The organism is Pantoea sp. ICBG 985, from assembly GCF_002928365.1.
Taxonomy (GTDB): Bacteria; Pseudomonadota; Gammaproteobacteria; order Enterobacterales; family Enterobacteriaceae; genus Pantoea; species Pantoea dispersa.
Genome location: NZ_POWM01000010.1, coordinates 55,972 through 81,422, shown reverse-complemented (window position 1 = coordinate 81,422; position 25,451 = coordinate 55,972). Strand labels below are relative to the sequence as shown.

Here is a 25,451-nt window from a genome sequence, read left to right as displayed (position 1 = left end):
GGGGAAAGGCAATGAAAATTGGATTTATCGGCCTCGGCATCATGGGCAAACCGATGAGTAAAAACCTGGTGAAAGCCGGTTATACCCTGGTGGTGCGCGACCATAACGCCAGCAACGAAGCCGAACTGGTGGAGCTGGGTGCCACCGTGGCGAAAACGCCGAAAGAGCTGGCCGCGCAGGTAGACGTGGTGATCACCATGGTGCCGAACTCACCGCAGGTAAAAGAGGTGTGTCTGGGCGAGAACGGCATCATCGAAGGGGCGAAGCCGGGGCTGGTGGTGATCGACATGAGCTCCATCGCGCCGCTGGCCAGCCGCGAAGTGCATGATGCGCTGGCAGAAAAAGGCATCAGAATGCTGGATGCGCCGGTGAGCGGCGGTGAGCCAAAAGCAATTGAAGGCACGCTGTCGGTGATGGTCGGCGGCGATAAAGCGCTGTTTGATCAGTGCTACGATGTTCTTAAGGCGATGGCCGGTTCGGTGGTGCACACCGGTGATATCGGCGCGGGCAACGTCACTAAACTGGCCAACCAGGTGATTGTGGCGCTCAACATTGCCGCGATGTCAGAAGCGCTGTCGCTGGCCACCAAAGCCGGCGTCAATCCGGAACTGGTTTACCAGGCGATTCGCGGCGGTCTGGCGGGCAGCACCGTGCTGGATGCCAAAGCGCCCATGGTGCTGGATCGCAACTTTAAGCCTGGCTTCCGTATCGATTTGCATATCAAGGATTTAGCCAATGCGCTTGATACCTCACACGGCATTGGTGCACATCTGCCGCTGACCGCGGCGGTGATGGAGATGATGCAGGCGCTAAAAGTCGACGGGCAGGGTACGTCCGATCATAGCGCGCTGGCTTGCTATTATGAAAAATTAGCCAAAGTTGAGATCACCCGGTAGTGCCCGCGTCCGGTGTCTGCGGATGCCGGACGCTGTACTGCCTTAGCCAGACGGATTTCCGTCACCTACCGCGCTCGGATTGCCTATGAAAATTGTCATCGCACCGGATTCATACAAAGAGAGTTTGTCCGCCCTGGAAGTGGCTACCGCGATAGAAGCGGGATTTCGCGAAATTTTCCCCGCCGCTGACTATGTCAAAATACCGGTCGCCGACGGCGGAGAAGGCACGGTTGAAGCAATGGTGGCGGCAACCCAGGGCAACATCGTCAGACTGACGGTGACCGGGCCGCTCGGCGAGCCGGTCGACGCGTTTTACGGATTATCCGGTGATGCGCGTACCGCCTTTATTGAGATGGCGGCGGCCAGCGGGCTGGAGCTGGTGCCTGCGGCACAGCGCGATCCGCTGATCACCACCTCCTACGGTACCGGTGAACTGATCAAAAACGCGCTGGATCGCGGCGTCGATCACATCATCATCGGCATCGGCGGCAGCGCCACTAACGACGGCGGTGCCGGCATGGTACAGGCGCTCGGTGCCCGGCTGCTGGACAGCGACGGCAGCGGGATTGGCTACGGCGGCGGGGCACTGCCGCAGCTGGCGAAGATTGAGATCGCCGATCTGGATCCGCGCCTGCTGCAGTGCCGCATTGAAGTGGCGTGTGACGTGACCAATCCGCTGATTGGCGAAGAGGGGGCGTCGGCGATTTTTGGCCCGCAGAAAGGGGCCACGCCGCAGCTGGTGCAGCAGCTGGATGCCGCGCTCGGCCATTACGCCGCGATTATTCAGCGCGACCTGGATATTGATGTGCTGCACATCGCCGGCGGTGGCGCTGCCGGCGGCATGGGCGCGGCGCTGCATGCGTTTTGCCACGCGGAACTGCGGCGCGGCATTGAGATTGTCACCGAAGCGCTGGGACTGGCTCAGCAGGTGCAGGATGCCGATCTGGTGATTACCGGTGAAGGGCGCATCGACAGTCAGTCAGTCAACGGCAAAGTGCCGGTTGGCGTAGCGCAGGTGGCGAAGCAGTTCAATAAGCCGGTGATCGGTATTGCCGGCAGCCTGACGGCGGATGTCGGTGTGGTGCATCAGCACGGGATCGACGCGGTGTACAGCGTGCTGTCGGGTATCTGTTCGCTGGAAGAGGCGCTGGCCAATGCCGCGCAGAATGTCCGCCTGACGGCAAGGAACGTCGCTGCCACGATCAAGGTGGGGCAGGGGTTGTAGGGGGAGGCGGTGCGGTTTTCCCCTCACCCTAGCCCTCACCCCAGCCCTCTCCCGCAGGCGGGAGAGGGGGCTGATGGTGCACGGATTTGGATTTCGCGCTGTTCCTCTGGATCGCACCGGACGGTTCCCTCTCCCGCCGGGAGAGGGTTAGGGTGAGGGCCCAGCGCACAACCCTCACTACGCCACGCCCAGCACCTGACGCGCTTCGCGCGCCACATTCGCCATCTCGTCGCTCAGCTCCAGCAGCTCTGGTTCCAGCGCTGCGATATCGCTCTCCTGATGCAGACTCTTCTCCAGCTGCTGACACAGCTGTTTCAGCCGCGGCACGCCGCTGTAGCTGGCGCTGCCGTGCAGCTTGTGGATAATCTCGCGCAGCCCATCGACGTCATTCTGCGCCATACATTGCGCCACGCGCTGCTCCACTTCCGGCAGAAAATCCAGCAGCATCTGCAGCAGATCGCGCGCCAGCTCGGCTTTATTCGCCGCCTGGCGCAGCGCCAGCGCCCAGTCGAGTGAGGGCGCGATCGCCGGTTGTCGCACCGCGCTCGCCACGCTGCCCGGCGCATAGCGCTGCAGCAGCTGCTTCAGCTTGTCCTCATCAATCGGCTTGGCGAGATAGTCATTCATGCCGGCGGCGATCAACTGCTCACGTTCGCCATCCAGCGCATGCGCCGTGACCGCGACAATCGGCGTGCTGGCGTGCTGTGGCAGGCTGCGGATGATCTCGCTGGCGCGGATGCCGTCGATGTCTGGCATCTGAATATCCATCAGAATCACGTCCAGCCGCTGCTGTCGCGCCTGGTGAATCGCCTGACTGGCGTTGTCGCACAGAATGATGTTCTGGACCTGCTCCTCCAGCAATGCGCCGATCAGCTTCAGGTTGGCCGGATTATCATCCACCGCCATCACCGTCAGCGGCTGTCTTACGCCGCGCGGGGCGGCGTCGCTGTGACGCATGTTGAGATCGAGCAGCATCGGCAGCAATCGCGTCAGCGACACCGGTTTGGCAATGCAGCCGGCGATACCGCGCGCGCGCAGATCGTCAGCGAACAGCATCATTTCGCTCGGCAGCGCCAGCAGCACCGAGTCGGCGTGTGCGCGCAGGCGGGCAATCAGCGCATCGGACAGCGTAGCCGGATGCGGATCGCTGACCGGCAGCCCCATCAGCAGCAGCGGGAAATGGGCGTCGGGCAGATCGTCAAGGCTGGCAAAGTGCTGCACCTGCAGAGGCGTAATGCTCAGCATCTCCTGAACCGCTTTCGCCACCGCCGGATGGGGTTCGATATAAGCCAGCGGCGTGGCGTGCAGATCGTCCAGCATGCGTGGAATCGCCGGTGCGTTAGGATTGAGATCCAGATGTACCTGTACCCAGAAGGTGGAGCCCTGATTCTGCCGGCTGTGGAAGGCGATCTCACCGCCCATTTCGTGTACCAGTTTCTGCGTAATCACCAGGCCAAGACCGGTACCGCCGTGACGGCGCGAAATACTGGCGTCCGCCTGACGAAATGCCTGGAACAGCTGCGACTGCTGCTGCTCAGAGATACCGATGCCGGTATCGTGCACCTGAATCTCCAGTTCCGCCCGTGTGATGCTGAGATGACGCAGCTCGACGCGCAGATCAATGTGGCCGCGCTCGGTGAATTTGATGGCGTTGCCAATCAGGTTGATCAGAATTTGCTGCAGACGCAGCGGATCGCCAATCACATTATCCGGCACCTGTTTCTCCAGGCACACGGTGATCTCGAGGCCTTTCTCATGCGCGGACGGCGCCAGCAGCACCAGCGTTTCATCCAGCGTGGCGCGCAGCGGGAACGGGATCGACTCCAGCACCAGCTTACCGGCTTCCAGTTTGGAGAAATCGAGCACGTCGTTAATGATGCTCAGCAGGTTATTGGCCGAACGTTCAATGGTGCTCATGTAATCACGCTGGTTGGTGCTCAGCCCGGTTTTCAGCATCTGGCGGGTAAAGCCAATGACGCCATTGAGCGGCGTGCGCAGCTCGTGCGACATATTGGCGAGGAACTCTGACTTGATGCGGGCCGCTTCCTGGGCGCGCTTTTTCGCCAGATCCAGTTCGACGTTCTGAATCTCCAGCTGCTCCAGCGTTTCGCGCAGATCGTAGGTTGCCTGATCGATGTTCTGCTGCATCTCTTCATGGTAGGCAGTGAGCGACATCGCCATGGCGTTGATGCCGTTTTTCAGGATGCTCAGCTCGCCCAGCATGTAGCCATCCACGCGGCTGTCGAGCTGGCCACGCCGGATGCGGTCCACGGTGGTAACCATGTTGCGAATCGGGCCGGTGACGTCGCGCATCAGTCGATAGGCAAACAGCATGGCGATGCACAGGCAAAACAGCAGCAGCAGAGTGGCGACAAACACCTCTTTGTACTGCTCCAGCCGCACCGACTGCAGATCCAGCTCAATCGCCACATAACCCAGCGGATTGCCTGCCGGCTTGGCGTCTTCACCCGGCAGTTCGTCCACCGAATAGCGTTCAGAGATAATTGGCGTGCGCAGCACCATCAGGTTGCCGTGTCGCTCCACCGACACGCCATCCGCCAGCGTGGAAATATCGGCTTTTTGCAGCAGCGCGAGGTTCTGGTTGTTATTGGAGCTGACGTAGATGTGATTGTTGTTGTCGAAAACCGTAATGGCACGGACAATATCGGAATGACGGCGATGCAGCAGGCTGACCAGCTCGCGAATCGCATCACGATTATGCCACGTCATGCCGTACTCGCTCGACACCGCCAGCGGTTCGATAATGTTAGCGCCGGCATCGCGCACCTGGTGCTGCAGTTCGTTGTAGCGGTGCACCACGAAGAAGGTACTGAGCAGCAGGCCAATCATCAGCGTCGGCGCCAGTATCAGAATCATCATTCGCGCCCGCAGGCTGTATTTGGTCATAATTGTGGCCTGGCGACTCCTGACATTTTATCCCTGTGCAAAAACCGCGTACGGCTGCACACCTAATGAAAACTGAGAATTCACAATACTATGGCGCAATTTTACTCCGCAAAACAGCGCGTGACGACGAAGCAACGTCTCAGCGTCACCATTGACGAGCTCGATCCCTTTGGTCAGGGCGTGGCGCGCCATAACGGTAAAACGCTGTTTGTCAGCGGCGCGCTGCCCGGCGAACAGGCCGAGGTGATCCTGACCGAAGATAAGCGTCAGTTTGCGCGCGGCAAAGCCAAAAAGATTACACAACCGAGCCCGCAGCGCCAGCAACCGCGCTGCATCCATTTCGGCGTATGCGGCGGCTGCCAGCAGCAGCACGTGTCCGTGGCGCTGCAGCAGGAAAGCAAAGCGCGGGCGCTGGGCCGCATGCTGAGTCAGGAAGCGGCGCTGCCGGTGCAGGTTGATGAGATCATCAGCGCTGCGCCCTGGGGCTATCGCCGGCGCGCGCGTCTCGGTTTGCAGTGGCTGCCGAAGCAGCAGCGCCTGCAGATGGGCTTCCGTCAGGCGGGCAGTAACGATCTGATTGATGTGACGCAATGCCCCGTTTTGGTGCCCGAGCTTGAGGCGCTGCTGCAGCCGCTGCACCACTGTCTCAGCAGCCTGCACGCAGTGAAACGGCTGGGGCATGTGGAACTGGTGCTGGCGGATAACGGTCCGCTAATGGTGCTGCGCCATCTTGATGCGCTCTCCGCTGCGGACCGGACAAAACTGGAACGTTTTTCGCATGAGCACCGGCTGATGATCTGGCTGGCGGACGGCAGTGACGCGCTGCAGGCGCTCGGCGCGGAGCAGCCTTACTACCGCTCGTTTGATTTGCAGCTAACCTTTAGCCCGCAGGATTTCATTCAGGTCAACGATGGCGTGAATCAGCAGATGGTGGCACAGGCGATTGCCTGGCTGGATCTGCAGCCGGACGATCGGGTGCTCGATCTGTTCTGCGGCATGGGCAACTTCACATTGCCGCTAGGAAAGTTCGTACAAAATGCGGTGGGTGTGGAGGGCGTTGCAGCATTAGTGCGCCAGGCAGAGTATAATGCTCAGCTTAACAATCTCAGAAATGTCTGCTTCTTCCAGCACAATTTAGAGGAAGATGTCTCGCGCCAGCCCTGGGCGGCGCAGGGATTTAATAAGGTGTTACTGGATCCGGCGCGTGCCGGGGCCGCGGGCGTGATGTCGCATATCGTTAAACTTGCGCCGCAACGCGTGGTCTATGTTTCCTGTAACCCGACAACACTTGCCCGCGACAGTCAGACATTACTGTCGGCGGGCTACCATCTGGAAAGGGTCGCGATGCTGGATATGTTCCCTCATACCAGCCATCTCGAATCCATGGTGCTGTTTAGCAAAACATAAGCGATGTTTAAGTCGCTGTGGCAGGAGAGGATATGGTTGCGGTTAGAAGTGCGCATTTAAATACGGCCGGGGAATTTGCCCTTGACCAGTGGATCGCCAGCTTGAGTATCAGTAATCCGCAATCCTGCGAACGACTGGCGGAAACATGGCGCTACTGTGAAGCCGAAACGCACGACCATCCAGATCAGGCTCTGCTGCTGTGGCGCGGTATTGAGATGGTGGAAATTCTCACCATGCTCAGTATGGACATCGACAGTCTGCGCGCCGCGCTGCTGTTCCCGCTGGCCAATGCGGGCGTGGTGAGCGAAGAGGATCTGGAAAAGGCCTTTGGCAAAAGCATCGTCTCGCTGGTGCACGGCGTGCGCGATATGGATGCCATCCGTCAGCTGAAAGCCATTCACAACGACTCGATGGCCTCGGAGCAGGTGGATAACGTGCGCCGCATGCTGCTGGCGATGGTGGAAGATTTCCGCTGCGTGGTCATCAAGCTGGCAGAACGTATTGCCCATCTGCGCGAGATGAAAGATGCGCCGGAAGATGAGCGCGTGCTGGCGGCGAAAGAGAGCACCAACATTTATGCGCCGCTGGCCAACCGTCTTGGTATCGGCCAGCTCAAATGGGAGCTGGAAGATTACTGCTTCCGCTACCTGCATCCTGACGAATACAAACGCATCGCCAAACTGCTGCACGAACGCCGCATCGATCGTGAACAATACATTGATAACTTCGTCGATAACCTGCGTAAAGAGATGCAAAAAGAGGGCGTGCGTGCGGAAGTTTACGGCCGTCCCAAGCATATCTACAGCATCTGGCGCAAAATGCAGAAGAAGTCGCTGGCGTTTGATGAGCTGTTCGACGTGCGCGCAGTGCGCATCGTCGCTGAACGTCTGCAGGATTGCTACGGCGCGCTCGGTACCGTCCACACGCTGTATCGTCATCTGCCTAGCGAATTCGACGATTACGTCGCCAATCCCAAGCCAAACGGCTATCAGTCGATTCATACCGTGGTGCTGGGACCGCAGGGCAAAACGGTCGAGATTCAGATCCGTACCCGCCAGATGCACGAGGACGCTGAACTGGGCGTCGCGGCACACTGGAAGTACAAAGAAGGACCGACGGCCAGCAACGTGCGCGGTGCCGCAGGGCACGAAGAGCGCATCGCCTGGCTGCGTAAACTGATTACCTGGCAGGAAGAGATGGCGGATTCCGGCGAGATGCTGGAAGAGGTGCGCAGCCAGGTATTTGATGATCGCGTGTACGTGTTTACCCCGAAGGGCGACGTGGTCGATTTGCCGGCCGGTTCCACGCCGCTCGACTTTGCCTACCACATTCACAGTGATATTGGTCATCGCTGCATCGGTGCCAAAATCGGCGGCCGTATCGTGCCCTTTACCTATCAGCTGCAGATGGGCGATCAGATTGAGGTGATCACCCAGAAGCAGCCGAACCCGAGCCGCGACTGGCTGAACCCCAACCTCGGCTATATCACCACCAGCCGCGGGCGCTCGAAAATTCATGCCTGGTTCCGTAAACAGGATCGCGACAAAAATATCGCGGCCGGCCGGCAGATTCTCGATAGCGAGCTGGGCCAGCTGGATATCAGCATGCGCGAAGCCGAGAAGCTGCTGCTGCCGCGTTATAACGTCAGCTCGCAGGATGAGCTGCTGGCGATGATTGGCGGCGGGGATATCCGTCTTAACCAGATGGTTAACTTCCTGCAGGCGAAGCTCAACAAGCCGAGCGCTGAAGAGGAAGATCGCGAGGCGCTGCGTCAGCTGACGCAAAAATCGCATCAGCCGTCGTCGGCGCGCAAAGAGAGTGGCCGCGTGGTGGTGGAGGGCGTCGGCAATCTGCTGCACCACATTGCGCGCTGCTGCCAGCCGATTCCGGGCGATGATATTGTCGGGTTTATTACCCAGGGGCGCGGCATTTCGATTCACCGCGCCGACTGCGATCAGCTCAGCGAACTGATTTCGCATGCGCCGGAACGGATTGTCGATGCGGTGTGGGGCGAAAGTTACTCCAGCGGTTATTCGCTGGTGGTACGCGTGACGGCCAACGATCGCAGCGGGCTGCTGCGCGACATCACCACCATTCTGGCCAATGAAAAGGTCAACGTGCTGGGCGTGTCCAGCCGCAGCGACACCAAAAAGCAGCTCGCCACCATTGATATGGATATCGAGATTTATAACCAGCAGGTGCTGGGTCGCGTGCTGGCGCGCCTTAATCAGGTGCCGGATATTATCGATGCGCGCCGCTTACATTAAGCCCTGCTGAGACCGGTGCGCAGCAATGCGCACCCGGGCAAAACCGCGTAATTACCCTGCAGGGTCGCCATTAATGGCGGCTTTTTATCTTGTTGTTCCGGGGAGTTTCATGACTGCTTTAAACCGCCTGCTCACCATCATGCAAACCCTGCGCGATCCGGTGCGCGGCTGCCCGTGGGATCGCCAGCAGACTTTCGCCTCTATCGCGCCGTATACGCTGGAAGAGACCTATGAAGTTATCGACGCCATCCAGCGCGAAGACTTTGACGATCTGCGCGGCGAACTGGGCGATCTGCTGTTTCAGGTGGTGTTCTACGCCCGCATGGCCGAGGAACAGCAGCGTTTCAACTTCGATGACATCTGCAACGCCATCAGTGACAAACTGGAGCGTCGCCATCCACACATCTTCGGTGAAGTCCAGGTCGATTCCACGGCCGAAGTGCTGAAAAACTGGGAGGCGATCAAGCAGCGCGAGCGTGCGGAGAAGTCGCAGCACTCGGTGCTGGACGATATCCCTAAAGCGCTGCCGGCGCTGATGCGCGCCTATAAAATCCAGAAGCGCTGTCACAGCGTAGGCTTCGACTGGGACAGCCTCGGGCCGGTGCTGGATAAAGTGCATGAAGAGATCGACGAAGTAATGCATGAAGCGCAGCAGGCGGTGGTGGACAGCGACAAGCTGGAAGAGGAGATTGGCGATCTGCTGTTCGCCACCGTCAATCTGTCACGCCATCTTGGCAGCAAAGCGGAAACCGCGCTGCAAAAGGCCAACGACAAGTTCGAGCGCCGCTTCCGTCAGGTAGAGAATATTATTCAGGCCCAGGGGCTGAGCATGGAACAGGCTACGCTGGCGCAGATGGAAGCCGCCTGGCAGCAGGTCAAAACCGGCGAATAACCTTATTCAGCCTCTCTGCGCAGCGCTGGTGATTATTCCAGCGCTGCGCATAAAATCACCGCCTGAGCTTACTCGATTCAGCCAGTCGGCAACTTTGTGACGTACGTCAACATTTCACCCGGCACTCTCCGCTATGTTACAGGCTGTAATGCGAGGAGGATGGTGTGATTCATCAATTGTGGCTGCGGACGACTTCGGGTATACTGTTTTCCCGTCCTGGTTATTCCACCGTCTTTAAACCTAAACTCTCAGGTTCAGCATGACAACGAATTATATTTTTGTGACCGGCGGGGTCGTTTCCTCTCTGGGCAAAGGCATTGCCGCAGCCTCCCTCGCAGCCATCCTTGAAGCACGTGGTCTGAATGTGACCATCATGAAACTCGATCCGTATATCAACGTCGATCCGGGTACCATGAGCCCTACGCAGCACGGTGAAGTGTTCGTCACCGATGACGGGGCCGAGACCGATCTGGATTTAGGTCACTACGAGCGCTTCATCCGTACCAAAATGTCGCGCCGCAACAACTTTACTACCGGCCGTATCTACTCAGAAGTGCTGCGCAAAGAGCGTCGCGGCGACTATCTGGGCGCGACCATTCAGGTTATCCCACACATCACCAACGCCATTAAAGAGCGCATCATTGAAGGTGGCGAAGGTCATGACGTCGTGCTGGTGGAAATCGGCGGAACCGTGGGCGATATCGAATCCCTGCCGTTCCTGGAAGCGATTCGTCAGATGGCGGTCGATGTTGGCCGTGAACACACCATGTATATGCACCTGACGCTGGTGCCTTACATGGCGGCGGCGGGTGAAGTGAAAACCAAGCCAACTCAGCACTCGGTTAAAGAGCTGCTGTCGATTGGTATTCAGCCTGACGTGCTGATTTGCCGTTCAGACCGCGCGGTGCCCGCTAACGAGCGCGCGAAGATAGCCCTGTTCTGTAACGTGCCGGAAAAAGCGGTTATCTCGCTGAAAGACGTTGATTCGATCTACAAGATCCCGGGCCTGCTGAAATCGCAGGGTCTGGATGATTACATCTGCAAGCGTTTTAACCTGAGCGCGCCGGAAGCCAATCTGGCCGAGTGGGAGCAGGTGATTTACGAAGAAGCCAATCCGGGCGGCGAAGTCACCATCGGTATGGTCGGCAAATATGTCGAACTGCCGGATGCCTACAAATCCGTGATTGAAGCGCTGAAGCACGGCGGCCTGAAAAATCGCGTCACCGTTAACATCAAGCTGATCGATTCGCAGGATGTGGAAACGCGCGGCGTCGAAATTCTGAAAGATCTTGATGCTATCCTGATTCCTGGTGGCTTCGGTTACCGCGGTGTGGAAGGAAAATTGCTGACCGCGCAATACGCGCGTGAAAACAACATTCCGTACCTCGGCATTTGCCTTGGCATGCAGATTGCGCTGATGGAATTCGCGCGCAACGTGGCCGGGATGGAAGGCGCCAACTCCACTGAATTTGTGCCAGACTGTAAGTACCCGGTGGTTGCGTTAATCACCGAATGGCGCGATGAAAACGGTAACGTTGAACAGCGTACCGAGCAGAGCGATCTGGGGGGCACCATGCGTCTGGGAAGCCAGCAGTGCCAGCTGACGCCGGAAAGCAAAGTGCGCCAGCTGTACGGCTCTGACGTCATTACTGAGCGTCATCGCCACCGTTACGAAGTAAACAATCTGCTGCTGAAGCAGATTGAAGCGGCGGGTCTGCACATTGCAGGCCGTTCCGGCGACGATCAACTGGTGGAGATCATCGAGATCCCGAATCATCCATGGTTTGTAGCCTGCCAGTTCCACCCGGAATTCACGTCGACCCCGCGTGATGGTCATCCGCTGTTCGCTGGCTTTGTGAAAGCCGCGCAGGAGCACCAGAAGCGTTTAGCGAAGTAAGAGTTTAACGAACAGCGCGCGAACTTTTCGCGCGTTGTTTGTCTTAGGATTGACTAACTTGTACTGAGGAAAATCGAATGTCCAAAATCGTTAAAGTCATCGGTCGCGAAATCATCGACTCCCGTGGCAACCCGACTGTAGAAGCAGAAGTGCATCTGGAAGGCGGTTTCGTTGGTCTGGCTGCTGCGCCATCAGGTGCATCAACCGGTTCACGCGAAGCACTGGAGCTGCGTGACGGTGATAAGTCTCGTTTCCTGGGCAAAGGCGTAACCAAAGCGGTTGCTGCGGTTAACGGCCCAATCGCTGACGCGGTAAAAGGCAAAGATGCCAAAGACCAGGCGAACATCGATAAGATCATGATCGAGCTGGACGGTACTGACAACAAATCCAACTTCGGTGCAAACGCCATTCTGGCGGTTTCTCTGGCAGCAGCGAAAGCAGCAGCAGCCTCTAAAGGTCTGCCACTGTACGCACACATTGCAGAACTGAACGGCACCCCGGGCAAATACTCTATGCCACTGCCAATGATGAACATCATCAACGGTGGTGAGCACGCGGATAACAACGTTGATATCCAGGAGTTCATGATTCAGCCGGTTGGCGCGAAAACCGTGAAAGAAGCCATCCGTATGGGTTCTGAAGTGTTCCATCACCTGGCTAAAGTTCTGAAAGCCAAAGGCATGAACACCGCGGTAGGTGACGAAGGTGGCTACGCGCCAAACCTGGGTTCAAACGCCGAAGCGCTGGCCGTTATCGCCGAAGCTGTTAAAGCAGCAGGCTACGAGCTGGGCAAAGACATCACCCTGGCGATGGACTGCGCAGCATCTGAATTCTACAAAGACGGCAAATATGTGCTGGCTGGCGAAGGCAACAAAGCCTTCACTTCTGAAGAGTTCACCCACTTCCTGGAAGACCTGACCAAACAGTACCCAATCGTTTCTATCGAAGACGGTCTGGATGAGTCTGACTGGAACGGCTTCGCTTACCAGACCAAAGTGCTGGGCGACAAAATTCAGCTGGTGGGCGACGACCTGTTCGTGACCAACACCAAAATCCTGAAAGAAGGCATCGAGAAAGGCATCGCTAACTCTATCCTGATCAAATTCAACCAGATCGGTTCTCTGACCGAAACCCTGGCTGCGATCAAGATGGCGAAAGACGCTGGCTACACCGCGGTCATCTCTCACCGCTCTGGCGAAACTGAAGACGCGACCATCGCTGACCTGGCGGTCGGTACTGCCGCTGGCCAGATCAAAACCGGTTCTATGAGCCGTTCTGACCGCGTTGCTAAGTACAACCAGCTGATTCGTATCGAAGAAGCACTAGGTGACAAAGCGCCGTTCAACGGTCTGAAAGAAGTTAAAGGCCAGGCGTAATCGCCTGCGGATGTGGCTAAACGGCCACATCGCCTGACATCAAGCCCCGCCTCGTGCGGGGCTTTTGCTTTTTATGGCACGAAGCAGCTGTGAAGCGACGCACAAAATCTGCCATAATCTGCGCCTCGAATTTCTGACGTGAGTAAAAAATGTTCTACCCGATTAACGAAATGTTCCAGACGCTGCAGGGCGAAGGTTTTTACACCGGCGTGCCGGCCATCTTTATCCGCTTACAAGGATGTCCGGTGGGCTGTAGCTGGTGTGATACCAAACATACCTGGGAAACACGGGCGGATCGGGAGACGTCGCTGGGGGACATTCTGGTCAAAACCGTGGAGAGCGATGCCTGGGGCAGCGCCGATGCGGCCACGCTGATTGAGAGCATTCAGCGTCAGGGCTGGACCGCCCGCCATGTGGTGATCACCGGCGGTGAGCCGGCAATTTTTGACTTACGTCCACTGACCGAAGCGCTGGAGGCGGCCGGTTTTCAGTGTCAGATTGAAACCAGCGGCACGCATGAAGTGCACTGTTCCGCTGCTACCTGGGTGACGGTGTCGCCGAAGGTGAACATGCGGGGTGGCTACGATGTGCTGCCGCAGGCGCTGCAGCGTGCCGATGAGATCAAACATCCGGTGGCGCGCGAGCGGGATGTGGAAGCGCTGGATGCGCTGCTGGCTGGCCTGCAGGATGAGAAAAAACGCATTGTGGCGCTGCAGCCCATCAGCCGTGGCGAGGCGGCGACCAGACTGTGTATTGAAACCTGCATTGCCCGCAACTGGCGGCTTTCGATGCAGACGCACAAATACCTGAACATCGCCTGATTCACCGAATGCGCACCCGGCAAAATCAACGCAATTGTGGCTGGTGCGCATCAATGCGCACCCTGTAAAACTCATTACACCGTAGGCTCGCCATTGATGGCGACCTGGCCAATGGTACCCGATGCGCATCAATGCGCACCCTGTAAATCGCACTGCACCGCAGGGTCGCCATTGATGGCGACCTGGCCAATGGTACCCGATGCGCATCAATGCGCACCCTGTAAAACCGCACTGCACCGCAGGGTCGCCATTGATGGCGACCTTCTGACCTTTACCGCGGCTGTCAGCCGCGATAGACGCAACCTGCGGTGCAGGTCTCTTTGATCATCACTGCACTCAGCTCAGGCAGAATCGGCTTCATCTCATCCCAGATCCATTTCGCCAGCACTTCGCTGGTCGGGTTCTCCAGACCGGGAATATCGTTGAGATAATGGTGATCGAGGCGATCGTAGATCGGCCTGAACGCCGCCTTCAGTTCGGCAAAATCCATTACCCAACCGGTATGCGCATCCACTTCACCGGTAATTTCCAGTCGCACCAGAAATGAATGGCCGTGCAGACGACCGCATTTATGCCCTTCCGGCACGTGAGGTAAGCGGTGGGCCGCTTCAAACTGGAACTCTTTAAACAGCGTGGTAGACATAATGGCTCTCAGACGTAAAAACCGCTGAAGTCTACCTGAAAAGCAGATTTTTCGCACCCGCCAGCGCTGAAAAGGGCATTTCTGCCGATCTGCCGTTTACGCCGTAAATTAACTGATTGAATTAAGGCAACTTTATTTACCACTTTTACTGGTTAGTCTGACCCAAAAAACCACTTAGTCATTTTGGTTATTTATTATGTCGAAGCCTTATTTAATCGTTAATATACAGGCCGGTAACCTACCCACTCTTCCGCCGCTTCCCGGTACGGATTTCTGACACTGGAATTTTTAACGCGATGACGACTCAGGCACCCCCAGCGATGCTTCCGCTATCCCCGGAGCAAATTGCGCGCTTACAGGCCGCGACCACCGATTTCAATCCAACGCAGCTGGCATGGCTTTCTGGCTACTTCTGGGGCATGGTTAATCAGGCACCGGGCACCGTTGCCGCGCCTGCGCCAGTCGCCGCTGAGGTGCCGGGCATTACGCTGATCTCCGCCTCCCAAACCGGCAATGCGCGCCGGCTGGCCGAGCAGCTGCGTGACGATTTGCTGGCGGCGAAACTGAGCGTCAACCTGGTGAATGCCGGCGACTATAAATTCAAACAGATCGGTCAGGAAAAACTGCTGGTCATCGTGACCTCAACGCAGGGCGAGGGCGAACCGCCGGAAGAGGCGGTGGCGCTGCATAAATTCCTGCTGTCGAAGAAAGCGCCGAAGCTGAGTGATACCGCCTTTGCCGTGTTTGGTCTTGGCGATACCTCCTATGAATTTTTCAGTCAGGCCGGTAAAGACTTCGACCAGCGTCTGGCTGAACTGGGCGGCGAACGCCTGCTGGATCGCGTGGATGCCGATGTTGAATACAGCGAACTGGCCAGCGCCTGGCGTCTGCAGCTCACCGATATTCTCAAAGCGCGCGTGCCGGCGGAACCGGCAGCGCAGCTGGCAGCCAGCGCGGCTGGCAGCGTCAACCAGGTGGACAGCAGTCCTTACACCAAAGAAGCGCCGCTCACCGCCAGCTTTGCCCTGAACCAGAAAATTACCGGTCGCAACTCAGATAAAGACGTGCGCCATATCGAAATCGATCTGGGGGATTCCGGTCTGCGTTACCAGCCAGGCGATGCGCTCGGCGTATGGTATGAAAACGATGCGGGACTGGTGCAGGAGCTGCTGCAGCTGGTATGGCTGAAAGGCGATGAGCAGGTCGAGGTGCGCGGAGAAACCCTGCCGCTGGCCGAGGCGCTGCAGAAACATTTCGAACTGACGGTCAACACGCCGCAGATCGTCGAGCAGTATGCGGCCCTGTCGCGCAACGAGGCGCTGCTGGCGCTGGCGGGCGACAAGCCGAAGCTGCAAAGCTTCGCGCAGAGTTTCCCGATTGTCGACATGGTGCGCCAGGCGCCCACCGAACTGAACGCCGGACAGCTGACTGGCCTGCTGCGTCCGCTGACGCCGCGGCTTTACTCCATCGCCTCGTCGCAGGCGGAGAGCGAAACCGAAGTGCATATCACCGTCGGCGCGGTGCGTTATGAAATTGACGGCCGTCAGCGCGGCGGCGGCGCTTCTACCTGGCTGGCCGATCGTCTGGAAGAAGATGGCGAAATCCGCGTGTTCATCGAGCATAACGATAATTTCCGCCTGCCGGCCAATCCGGATGCGCCAGTGATCATGATCGGCCCGGGCACCGGCATTGCCCCGTTCCGCGCCTTCATGCAGCAGCGTGAAAACGACGGTGCCAGCGGTAAAAACTGGCTGTTCTTTGGTAATCCGCACTTCACCGAAGATTTCCTCTATCAGGTAGAGTGGCAGAAATACGTTAAAGACGGTCTGCTGACCCATATCGATCTGGCGTGGTCACGCGATCAGGCCGAAAAGATTTACGTACAGGATAAAATCCGCGCCAGAGGAGCGGAAGTGTGGCGCTGGATTGAAGAGGGCGCGCACCTGTACGTCTGCGGCGACGCCAATCACATGGCGAAAGACGTTGAACAGGCATTACTGGATGTGGTGGTCGAACACGGCGGCATGGATCGTGAAACCGCTGACGAATTTTTAAGTGAGCTGCGCATTGAGCGCCGTTATCAGCGAGACGTTTACTAATGAGCGAAAAACATCCTGGACCGCTGGTGGTTGAAGGCAAACTTTCCGACGCCGAGCGTCTGAAAAAGCAGAGCAACTACCTGCGCGGCACCATTTTAGAAGATCTCGACAATGGCCTGACCGGCGGCTTTACCGGCGATAACTTCCTGCTGATCCGTTTTCACGGCATGTACCAGCAGGATGACCGCGACATCCGTGCCGAGCGCGCCGCGCAGAAGCTGGAACCGCGTCATGCGATGATGCTGCGCTGCCGTCTGCCGGGCGGCATCATTACGCCAACGCAGTGGCTGGCGATTGATAAATTTGCCACCGACAAAACGCTGTACGGCAGCATTCGCCTGACCAACCGTCAGACGTTCCAGTTTCACGGCATTCTGAAGAAGAACGTTAAGCCGACTCACCAGATGCTGCATGAAGTCGGACTGGACGCGCTGGCCACCGCCAACGACGTCAACCGTAACGTGCTGTGTACCTCGAACCCGGTGGAGTCAGAGCTGCATCAGGAAGCGTACGAGTGGGCGAAAAAGCTTTCCGAGCACCTGCTGCCGCAGACGCGCGCCTACGCCGAGATCTGGTGGGATCAGGAGAAGGTCGCCACCACCGATCAGGAGCCGATCCTCGGTGAGACCTATCTGCCACGTAAGTTTAAAACCACCGTGGTGGTACCGCCGCATAACGATGTCGACCTGCATGCGAACGATCTGAACTTCATCGCCATTGCGGAGAACGGCAAGCTGATTGGCTTTAACCTGCTGGTCGGCGGCGGCTTGTCGATTGAGCACGGCAACAAAGCCACTTACGCGCGCACCGCCAGCGAGTTTGGTTACCTGCCGGTGGAGAAGATCCTTGATGTGGCTGCGGCGGTGGTCACCACGCAGCGCGACTGGGGTAACCGTACCGATCGTAAAAATGCCAAAACCAAATACACGCTGGAGCGCGTTGGCGTCGAGACCTTTAAAGCCGAAGTCGAGAAGCGTGCCGGCCTGACCTTCGAGCCGATTCGCCCATACGAATTTACCACCCGTGGCGATCGCATCGGCTGGGTGAAGGGCATCGACAAGAAATGGCACCTGACGCTGTTTATCGAAAACGGTCGCCTGCTGGATTATCCGGGCCGTCCGCTGAAGCGCGGTATCGCGGAGATTGCCAAAGTGCATCAGGGCGATTTCCGCCTGACCGCCAATCAGAACCTGATTGTGGCCGGCGTACCGGAGGCGCAGAAAGCGCAGATTGAAGCCATTGCGCGTGAGCACGGCCTGATGGAAGCGGTCACGCCGCAGCGTGAAAACTCCATGGCCTGCGTGGCCTTCCCGACCTGTCCGCTGGCGATGGCTGAAGCCGAACGCTTCCTGCCGTCTTTCGTCAGCAAAGTGGAGGAGATCATGCACCGCCACGGCGTCGGCGAAGAGCACATAGTGTTACGCGTTACCGGTTGTCCGAACGGTTGCGGGCGTGCCATGCTGGCCGAACTGGGCCTGGTGGGCAAAGCGCCGGGCCGTTACAACCTGCATATTGGTGGTAATCGCATCGGCACGCGCATCCCGCGCATGTACCGCGAAAACATCACGGAAAACGAAATCCTCGCCAGCATCGATGAGCTGGTGGCGCGCTGGGCCAGCGAGCGCACGGCAGATGAAGGGTTTGGTGACTTCGTGATTCGTGCGGGCATTGTGCAGCCGGTGGTCGATCCCGCCCGTGATTTCTGGGACCCGGAGGCAGTATGACACTACCCGATCTCGCCAGCCTGAACAGCGGCAGCAAAGTCGATCGCATCATGGCGCTGGCGGAAAGCAACGTCCAGCTGGAAAAGCTCTCTGCCGAACAGCGCGTCAGCTGGGCGCTGGAGCAGCTGCCGGGCGCCTTTGTGCTGTCGTCGAGTTTTGGTATTCAGGCGGCAGTGTTGTTGCACATGGTCACGCAGCAGCGCCCGGATATTCCGGTGATCCTCACCGATACCGGTTATCTGTTCCCTGAGACCTACCGCTTCATTGATGAACTGACGCAGCAGCTGAACCTGAATCTGCAGATCTTCCGTGCCGAAACCTCACCGGCGTGGCAGGAAGCGCGCTACGGCAAGCTGTGGGAGCAGGGCGTTGAAGGGATCGAGCAGTACAACCAGCTAAACAAAGTCGAGCCGATGAACCGCGCGCTGCAAACGCTGGGTGCGCAGACCTGGTTTGCCGGCCTGCGCCGCGATCAGTCCGGCAGCCGTGCCAGCCTGCCGGTACTGGCCGTGCAGCGTGGCGTGTTCAAAATCCTGCCGATCATCGACTGGGATAACCGTCAGGTGCACCAGTATCTGAAGCAGCATGGGCTGAAGTACCATCCGCTGTGGGACGAAGGTTACCTCTCCGTGGGCGACACGCACACCACGCGCAAGTGGGAGCCGGGGATGGCTGAGGAAGAGACGCGCTTTTTCGGCCTCAAACGCGAATGCGGGCTACACGAAGGCTGACGGGCGCATTTGCTGCGAGTGCGCATCGGTGCGCACCCGCAAAAACCGGCAAGATCTTACAACGTCGGATTAGCCAGCTCCGTCAGCAGCGGCTGCAAAATGCGTACGCTGTCGCGCGTGCGCTGATGGATGCGCCCCGGCAGCCAGTGGTCGATGTAAGTCAGATTATCGCGCCCGGTCTGGTGGCGCACCGTACCCTCCGGAAAGTGAGGTGACCGCGCGCGCTGCTGCTCACCGGCTTTATTGCCCAGCGCCCAGTTGGCTGCGGTAACGTCCAGCAGCGGAATCCCGGCTTTATCAAACGGATTAACGCCCGGGTAGTCGCGTGCGGTCAGCACGTGGCTGGCGGCCGTGATGCCGTAACGGTGCGCAATCTGCAGGGCGCGCGCGCTGGTCTGCTTGCGTACCGCCGCTGGTGTATTCATGCCGTTATTAAAGTAGAGGCGATCGCCAACGATCAGGCTATTCAGATCGATCACCAGCAGCGTATCTTTCTTCTCCTGCACGCTCATGCGCGCCAGATAATCATCCATACCGTGTAAACCGGCTTCGCCTGCGCTCAGCGCCACAAAGCGCACGCCATAGTGCAGCGGCGTTTGACTCAGCGCCTGCGCCAGCTCCAGCATCACGCCCAGCCCGGAAGCGTTATCGTCCACGCCCTGCAAACGCAGGCCGCCGAGATTATTGTCTGCCTCGTGCTGGCTGAGCGGCGTCCAGGTATCCAGATGGGTGACGATCAGAATCTCCTGCGGCACGCTGCCGGCGCGTGCGGCGATCACCGAGGTCGCCGTCACTTTATGGCGGCGCGTGATGCCCTGTTTCTCCAGCCAGTTATAGCTGGTATTAAACTGCCGGGTATTGCTCTGATAACCGAGCTGGGTGAACTGCTGCTGCAGATAATCTGCCGTCATCAGCTCGGCGGGGCTGCCGCTCATGCGGCCCGGGAAATAGGTGGCAATGTGGCGCAGCTGCTGTTCGGCAAAGTGGCCAGGGGCGCTCGCTGCAGCCTGCGCCAAAAGAGGCAAACCGCCGGCAATCAGTGCGGCCAGCACGCTGCGGCGGAGAGTGGCAAACATAGTGGTTGTCCTTTTCTGACATCCCGTCAGGGTAAAAAAATTCTGAGTTAGTATGAAACTGTGACGCCGCCTGCACAATTTGTATCGCTCCGAAACACCAGCAATATCATTTGTTAAGCACAAATTGTTATCAGCAATCCCGGTGCGTTATTCCATTTGGTAACTACTCATGCTAATTCGTAATTTCATCTGCCAGAAGGCGGGGACGTATAGTCGCGTTAACTTATTGTAAAACTAACAAGGTTAACGTGGATTACTTGCCTCTCTTTGCCGATCTCAAAAACCGTCCGGTGCTGGTGGTCGGCGGTGGCGAAATCGCTGCGCGTAAAATTGAGCTGCTGCGGCGTGCCGGTGCGCACGTGCGTGTGGCCGCGCGCGAGCTCGGCCATGAACTGCAGGCGCTGCGCGACATTAACGCCATCGAGTGGATTGCTCAACACTTCGACGCGGCGCAGCTGGACGATGTTTTCCTCGTGATTGCCGCCACCGACGATAACGCTCTCAACGCGCAGGTATTTGATGCCGCCAATGCGCGCCACAAGCTGGTGAATGTGGTCGACGACCAGCCGAAATGCAGCTTTATCTTCCCGTCGATTGTTGACCGCTCACCGCTGGTGGTGGCGATCTCCTCCAGCGGCACCGCGCCGGTGCTGGCGCGTCTGCTGCGTGAAAAAATCGAAGCGCTGCTGCCCGCCAATCTCGGGCAGATGGCCGAAGTGGCCGGTCAGTGGCGCGACAAAGTCAAACAGCGCTACCACAAAATGTCTGACCGTCGTCGCTTCTGGGAGCGGGCTTTTAATGGTCTGTTTGCCAGCCAGATGGCGGCGGGTAACGTCAACGAGGCGCGCCGCACGCTCGATCGCGAACTGGAAAACACCTCCGATAATCAGGGTGAAATCACACTGGTCGGTGCCGGCCCGGGCGACAGCGGTCTGCTGACGCTGCGCGGGCTGCAGGTGATGCAGCTGGCCGATGTGGTGCTGTATGACCATCTGGTCAGCGACGAGGTGCTGGAGCTGGTAAGACGCGATGCCGATCGTATCTGCGTCGGCAAACGCGCCGGCGCCCATTCGGTGCCGCAGGAAGAGACCAATCAGCTGCTGGTGACGCTGGCGCAGCAGGGCAAGCGCGTGGTGCGCCTGAAAGGCGGCGATCCGTTTATTTTTGGCCGCGGCGGCGAAGAGCTGCAGGCGGCGCAGGCGGCGGGCATTCCGTTCCAGGTGGTGCCGGGTATCACCGCGGCCGCGGGTGCTACCGCGTATGCCGGTATTCCGTTAACCCACCGCGATTATGCCCAGAGCGTGCTGTTTATCACCGGTCACTGCCGCGCCGACGGCGACGGTATCGACTGGCCGTCGCTGGCGCGCGCGCGTCAGACGCTGGCAATTTACATGGGCACGGTGAAAGCGGCGGAAATTGCCGCCGGGCTGATCGAACACGGCCGCGCGCCGTCAACGCCAGTGGCGGTGATTGGTCGCGGCACGCGCCAGGATCAGCAGGTGCTGACCGGCACCTTAGCACAACTCGAGGCGCTGGCAGCTGCCGCGCCGACGCCAGCGCTGTTAGTGATCGGCGAAGTGGTGAATCTGCACGGGCAACTTGCCTGGTTCCAACATTCGGCACAGCAGGGGGCTCGCGAGTCCGCCGTTGTCAATTTGGCTTGAGGAAAAATTATGGACCAAAATCGTCTCACTCATCTGCGCCAGCTGGAGGCAGAGAGTATCCATATCATCCGCGAGGTGGCGGCCGAGTTCAGCAATCCGGTGATGATGTACTCCATCGGTAAAGACTCCTCGGTGATGCTGCATCTGGCGCGCAAAGCCTTCTATCCGGGCACGCTGCCGTTTCCGCTGCTGCACGTTGATACCGGCTGGAAATTCCGTGAAATGTACGAGTTCCGCGATCGCACCGTGAAAGCGATGGGCGCAGAGCTGCTGGTGCACCGTAACCCGGAAGGCGTGGCGATGGGTATCAACCCGTTCGTGCACGGCAGCGCCAAACATACCGACATCATGAAAACCGAGGGCCTGAAGCAGGCGCTGAACAAATACGGTTTTGATGCGGCGTTCGGTGGCGCACGCCGTGACGAAGAGAAGTCGCGCGCCAAAGAGCGTATCTATTCGTTCCGCGATCGTTTCCACCGCTGGGATCCGAAGAACCAGCGTCCGGAGCTGTGGCACAACTACAATGGCCAGATCAACAAAGGCGAAAGCATCCGCGTGTTCCCGCTCTCCAACTGGACCGAGCTGGATATCTGGCAGTACATCTTCCTGGAAAACATCGAAATCGTGCCGCTGTACCTGGCGGCACCGCGCCCGGTACTGGAGCGCGACGGCATGCTGATGATGATTGATGACGATCGTATCAACCTGCAGCCGGGAGAAGTGATTAAGCAGCGTATGGTGCGTTTCCGTACCCTCGGCTGCTGGCCGCTGACCGGCGCGGTGGAATCCGAGGCGCAGACGCTGCCGGAAATCATTGAAGAGATGCTGGTCTCCACCACCAGTGAACGTCAGGGGCGCGTGATTGACCGCGACCAGGCCGGTTCGATGGAACTGAAAAAACGTCAGGGTTATTTCTAAGGAGACGCCGATGAATACCGTTATTGCCCAACAGATTGCCGAGCAGGGCGGCGTTGAAGCCTGGCTGACCGCGCAACAACACAAAAGCCTGCTGCGTTTCCTCACCTGCGGCAGCGTCGACGACGGCAAAAGTACGCTGATTGGCCGTCTGCTGCACGATACGCGCCAGATTTATGAAGATCAGCTGTCGTCGCTGCACAACGACAGCAAACGCCACGGCACCCAGGGCGAGAAACTCGATCTGGCGCTGCTGGTTGATGGCCTGCAGGCCGAGCGCGAGCAGGGCATCACTATCGATGTGGCCTATCGCTATTTCTCCACCGAGAAGCGCAAGTTCATCATCGCCGACACGCCGGGGCACGAGCAGTACACCCGCAACATGGCGACCGGCGCCTCGACCTGCGATCTGGCGATCCTGCTGATCGATGCGCGCAAAGGCGTGCTGGATCAGACCCGTCGCCACAGCTTTATTGCCACGCTGCTGGGCATCAAACATCTGGTGGTGGCGATCAACAAGATGGATCTGGTGGCGTACAGCCAGGAGACCTTCGAGCAGATCAAACAGGATTACCTCGATTTTGCCGCGCAGCTGCCGGACGATCTTGATATCCGCTTTGTGCCGATGTCGGCGCTGGAAGGCGATAACGTCGCCACCCCGAGCGTAACCATGCCGTGGTACAGCGGCCCGACGCTGCTCGACGTGCTGGAGACGGTAGAGCTGAAGCGCGTGGTCGACACGCAGCCGATGCGCTTCCCGGTGCAGTATGTTAACCGGCCGAACCTCGACTTCCGCGGCTATGCCGGTACGCTGGCGTCGGGCGTGGTCAGCGTCGGCCAGCGGGTGAAAGTGCTGCCGTCCGGTGTGGAATCCAGCGTTGCGCGTATCGTCACCTTTGATGGCGACCTGCAGCAGGCGGCCGCCGGTGAGGCGATTACCCTGGTACTGAACGATGAGATCGACATCAGCCGTGGCGATCTGCTGGTGGATGCCGCAGCCGATTTGCAGGCGGTGCAGTCCGCGACGGTCGACGTGGTGTGGATGGCGGAGCAGCCGCTGCAGCCGGGACAAAGCTATGAAGTGAAAATTGCCGGCAAGAAAGCGCGTGGCCGCATCGAAAAGATTCTCCATCAGGTAGAGATCAATACGCTGGAAAAACGCGCGGTCGACAGCCTGCCGCTCAACGGCATCGGTCTGGTAGAAGTGACGTTTGATGAACCGATGGTGCTGGATGCTTACCAGCAGAACCCGGTGACCGGCGGCATGATCTTTATCGATCGCCTGAGCAACGTGACCGTCGGTGCCGGCATGATCCATCAGCCGCTGAGCGCCGCGCGCAGTCAGGCTGGCCAGTACAGTGATTTCGAGCTGGAGCTGAACGCGCTGGTGCGCCGTCACTTCCCGCACTGGAACGCGCGCGACCTGCTGGGCGGTCAGTAATGGCGCAGCACGACGAAAACGTGGTGTGGCATGACCATCCGGTCACGCGCGCTGAACGCGAACAGCAGCACGGCCATCGTGGCGTGGTGCTGTGGTTTACCGGGCTCTCTGGCTCGGGTAAGTCCACCGTGGCCGGTGCGCTGGAGCAGGCGCTGCACCGGCTGGGCGTCAGCACCTATCTGCTGGACGGCGACAATGTGCGTCACGGCCTGTGCCGCGATCTCGGTTTCAGCGATGAAGACCGCAAAGAGAATATCCGGCGCGTGGGCGAAGTGGCGAAACTGATGGTGGATGCCGGACTGGTGGTGCTGACGGCGTTCATCTCGCCGCACCGTGCCGAGCGCCAGATGGTGCGCGATCTGCTCGGTGACGGGCAGTTTATCGAGGTGTTCGTCGATACGCCGCTGGCGGTGTGCGAAGCGCGCGATCCGAAAGGCTTGTATAAAAAAGCCCGTGCCGGCGAGCTACGTAACTTCACCGGTATCGACAGCGTTTACGAGGCGCCAGACGCGCCGGAAATCCAGCTGGATGGTGAACAATTGGTTACAAAACTGACCGGCCAATTGTTAGACCTGCTGCGCCACCACGATATCATCAGATCCTGAACCGACAGCGGCAAATCTCACGGTTTGCCGCGCTTTAGCGTCAACAGGATCTCTATGCAGAACGTTACCCCCATGCTGGCACGCAAAGATGAACGCACCCCGGATGAGCCACGCTCATCGCTGCCGGGCGGCGTGATCGGCTTTCTCTCGTACTGGTGTGCGCTGGGCATCCCGTTTCTGCTGTACGGCTCTAACACGCTGTTTTTCTTTCTCTACACCTGGCCTTTTTTCCTCGCGCTGCTGCCGGTTTCGGTGCTGATTGGCATCGTGCTCAGCCTGATGCTGCGTGGCCGGCTGTGGTGGAGCGGCCTGATTACCGCCCTGGTGGTGGTGTGCCTGTTCTGGCTGCTGTTCTCCTTTCTCTCCGGCTGGTAATCCGGCGCTGATGTGCAAACGCATCGGCAGGTTACAAAACTTTACCTGCCGTCCGGTGCTTTCCCCGTCATTATTTGTCCAGATAAATCTGCTTGCGCGCCATTTTCGCTGCCGCAGTGGAGTCCGGCGTCAAGTTATGGGATGATTGAGCCGTTTTTCAGGGGGCGGGGATGGGAAAACTGACGTTACTGCTGCTCGTGCTGCTGGGATGGTTGCAATACTCCCTGTGGCTGGGCAAGAACGGTATCCATGATTACACGCGCGTCAGCGAAGACGTGGCGTCACAACAGGCGAATAACGCCAAACTCAAAGCGCGTAACGATCAGCTGTTTGCCGAAATTGACGATCTCAATGGCGGTTCAGAGGCGATTGAGGAACGCGCACGCAGCGAGCTGGGCATGATCAGGCCTGGCGAGACTTTCTATCGTCTGGTGCCAGACCAAAACAAACGTAATGCGCAACAAGCGGCGCAGAACCAACAACGATAAAC

At 58.6% G+C, this 25,451-nt stretch carries 20 protein-coding genes; 17 read left to right on the top strand and 3 right to left on the bottom strand.

Features of this window, described 5'->3' with window-relative positions; genetic code table 11:
- Positions 1-11: 11 nt before the first annotated feature.
- Entirely contained in the window at positions 12-896 is an 885-nt protein-coding gene (garR, locus tag C1Y42_RS22160) for a 2-hydroxy-3-oxopropionate reductase (RefSeq protein ID WP_058771604.1), read from the top strand.
- A gap of 85 nt (positions 897-981) precedes the next feature.
- Positions 982-2,121, top strand: coding sequence for a glycerate kinase (locus C1Y42_RS22155; RefSeq protein WP_058757043.1), 1,140 nt, complete (start codon positions 982-984; stop codon positions 2,119-2,121).
- Between the two features lie 177 nt (positions 2,122-2,298).
- Here C1Y42_RS22155 and barA read toward each other — a convergent pair whose 3' ends face one another.
- A complete protein-coding gene (barA, locus tag C1Y42_RS22150; protein ID WP_059010902.1) occupies positions 2,299-5,028 on the bottom strand; it encodes a two-component sensor histidine kinase BarA in 2,730 nt (909 codons plus the stop codon).
- A 90-nt stretch (positions 5,029-5,118) separates the two neighbouring features.
- On the opposite strand from barA, the gene rlmD reads away from it, so the two are divergent.
- The 6 genes from rlmD to queE all read left to right on the top strand — a co-directional run bounded on the left by rlmD (position 5,119) and on the right by queE (position 13,688).
- Positions 5,119-6,435 (top strand): 23S rRNA (uracil(1939)-C(5))-methyltransferase RlmD, encoded by a 1,317-nt coding sequence (gene rlmD / locus C1Y42_RS22145; protein ID WP_021507366.1) that lies wholly within the window; start codon positions 5,119-5,121, stop codon positions 6,433-6,435.
- Between the two features lie 32 nt (positions 6,436-6,467).
- Positions 6,468-8,702, top strand: coding sequence for a GTP diphosphokinase (gene relA, locus C1Y42_RS22140; protein WP_104094367.1), 2,235 nt, complete (start codon positions 6,468-6,470; stop codon positions 8,700-8,702).
- 109 nt (positions 8,703-8,811) lie between these two features.
- Positions 8,812-9,594 carry a nucleoside triphosphate pyrophosphohydrolase gene (gene mazG / locus C1Y42_RS22135; protein ID WP_104094366.1) on the top strand — a complete coding sequence of 261 codons (783 nt, stop codon included), beginning with the start codon at positions 8,812-8,814 and terminating at the stop codon, positions 9,592-9,594.
- 259 nt (positions 9,595-9,853) lie between these two features.
- Complete coding sequence (gene pyrG / locus C1Y42_RS22130; RefSeq protein WP_021507363.1) at positions 9,854-11,491, top strand: glutamine hydrolyzing CTP synthase; 1,638 nt, start codon at positions 9,854-9,856, stop codon at positions 11,489-11,491.
- Positions 11,492-11,568: 77 nt separating this feature from the next.
- Positions 11,569-12,867 (top strand): phosphopyruvate hydratase, encoded by a 1,299-nt coding sequence (gene eno, locus C1Y42_RS22125; protein WP_021507362.1) that lies wholly within the window; start codon positions 11,569-11,571, stop codon positions 12,865-12,867.
- 149 nt (positions 12,868-13,016) lie between these two features.
- Complete coding sequence (gene queE, locus C1Y42_RS22120; protein ID WP_021507361.1) at positions 13,017-13,688, top strand: 7-carboxy-7-deazaguanine synthase QueE; 672 nt, start codon at positions 13,017-13,019, stop codon at positions 13,686-13,688.
- Positions 13,689-13,971: 283 nt separating this feature from the next.
- On the opposite strand, the gene queD is transcribed toward queE, so the two are convergent.
- Entirely contained in the window at positions 13,972-14,334 is a 363-nt protein-coding gene (gene queD, locus C1Y42_RS22115) for a 6-carboxytetrahydropterin synthase QueD (protein ID WP_176428100.1), read from the bottom strand.
- A 293-nt stretch (positions 14,335-14,627) separates the two neighbouring features.
- Between queD and cysJ the strand changes: the two genes are divergently transcribed.
- Genes cysJ through C1Y42_RS22100 form a run of 3 tightly spaced genes read left to right on the top strand, consistent with a single transcriptional unit; the run spans position 14,628 to position 18,885 of the window.
- Complete coding sequence (gene cysJ / locus C1Y42_RS22110; protein ID WP_104094365.1) at positions 14,628-16,430, top strand: NADPH-dependent assimilatory sulfite reductase flavoprotein subunit; 1,803 nt, start codon at positions 14,628-14,630, stop codon at positions 16,428-16,430.
- Positions 16,430-18,154 (top strand): assimilatory sulfite reductase (NADPH) hemoprotein subunit, encoded by a 1,725-nt coding sequence (gene cysI, locus C1Y42_RS22105; protein WP_021507358.1) that lies wholly within the window; start codon positions 16,430-16,432, stop codon positions 18,152-18,154. Before cysJ ends, cysI begins: the two co-directional genes overlap by 1 nt.
- Complete coding sequence (locus C1Y42_RS22100) at positions 18,151-18,885, top strand: phosphoadenylyl-sulfate reductase (RefSeq protein WP_058759741.1); 735 nt, start codon at positions 18,151-18,153, stop codon at positions 18,883-18,885. The genes cysI and C1Y42_RS22100 overlap by 4 nt, the downstream gene beginning before the upstream one ends.
- Positions 18,886-18,941: 56 nt before the next feature.
- On the opposite strand, the gene C1Y42_RS22095 is transcribed toward C1Y42_RS22100, so the two are convergent.
- On the bottom strand, positions 18,942-19,961 hold the full coding sequence (locus tag C1Y42_RS22095) for an aminopeptidase (RefSeq protein WP_104094364.1): 1,020 nt from the start codon (positions 19,959-19,961) through the stop codon (positions 18,942-18,944).
- A gap of 248 nt (positions 19,962-20,209) precedes the next feature.
- Between C1Y42_RS22095 and cysG the strand changes: the two genes are divergently transcribed.
- The 6 genes from cysG (at position 20,210) to ftsB (ending at position 25,449) form a co-directional block, all read left to right on the top strand.
- Complete coding sequence (gene cysG, locus C1Y42_RS22090) at positions 20,210-21,625, top strand: siroheme synthase CysG (protein WP_021507355.1); 1,416 nt, start codon at positions 20,210-20,212, stop codon at positions 21,623-21,625.
- A gap of 9 nt (positions 21,626-21,634) precedes the next feature.
- Positions 21,635-22,543: a sulfate adenylyltransferase subunit CysD gene (cysD, locus tag C1Y42_RS22085; protein ID WP_021507354.1), complete on the top strand. Its 909-nt coding sequence runs from the start codon at positions 21,635-21,637 to the stop codon at positions 22,541-22,543.
- A 10-nt stretch (positions 22,544-22,553) separates the two neighbouring features.
- Complete coding sequence (gene cysN / locus C1Y42_RS22080) at positions 22,554-23,981, top strand: sulfate adenylyltransferase subunit CysN (protein WP_058759743.1); 1,428 nt, start codon at positions 22,554-22,556, stop codon at positions 23,979-23,981.
- Entirely contained in the window at positions 23,981-24,586 is a 606-nt protein-coding gene (gene cysC, locus C1Y42_RS22075) for an adenylyl-sulfate kinase (RefSeq protein WP_021507352.1), read from the top strand. Before cysN ends, cysC begins: the two co-directional genes overlap by 1 nt.
- A 54-nt stretch (positions 24,587-24,640) precedes the next feature.
- Complete coding sequence (locus C1Y42_RS22070; protein WP_021507351.1) at positions 24,641-24,961, top strand: DUF3561 family protein; 321 nt, start codon at positions 24,641-24,643, stop codon at positions 24,959-24,961.
- 170 nt (positions 24,962-25,131) lie between these two features.
- Entirely contained in the window at positions 25,132-25,449 is a 318-nt protein-coding gene (ftsB, locus tag C1Y42_RS22065) for a cell division protein FtsB (RefSeq protein ID WP_021507350.1), read from the top strand.
- Positions 25,450-25,451: the final 2 nt, after the last annotated feature.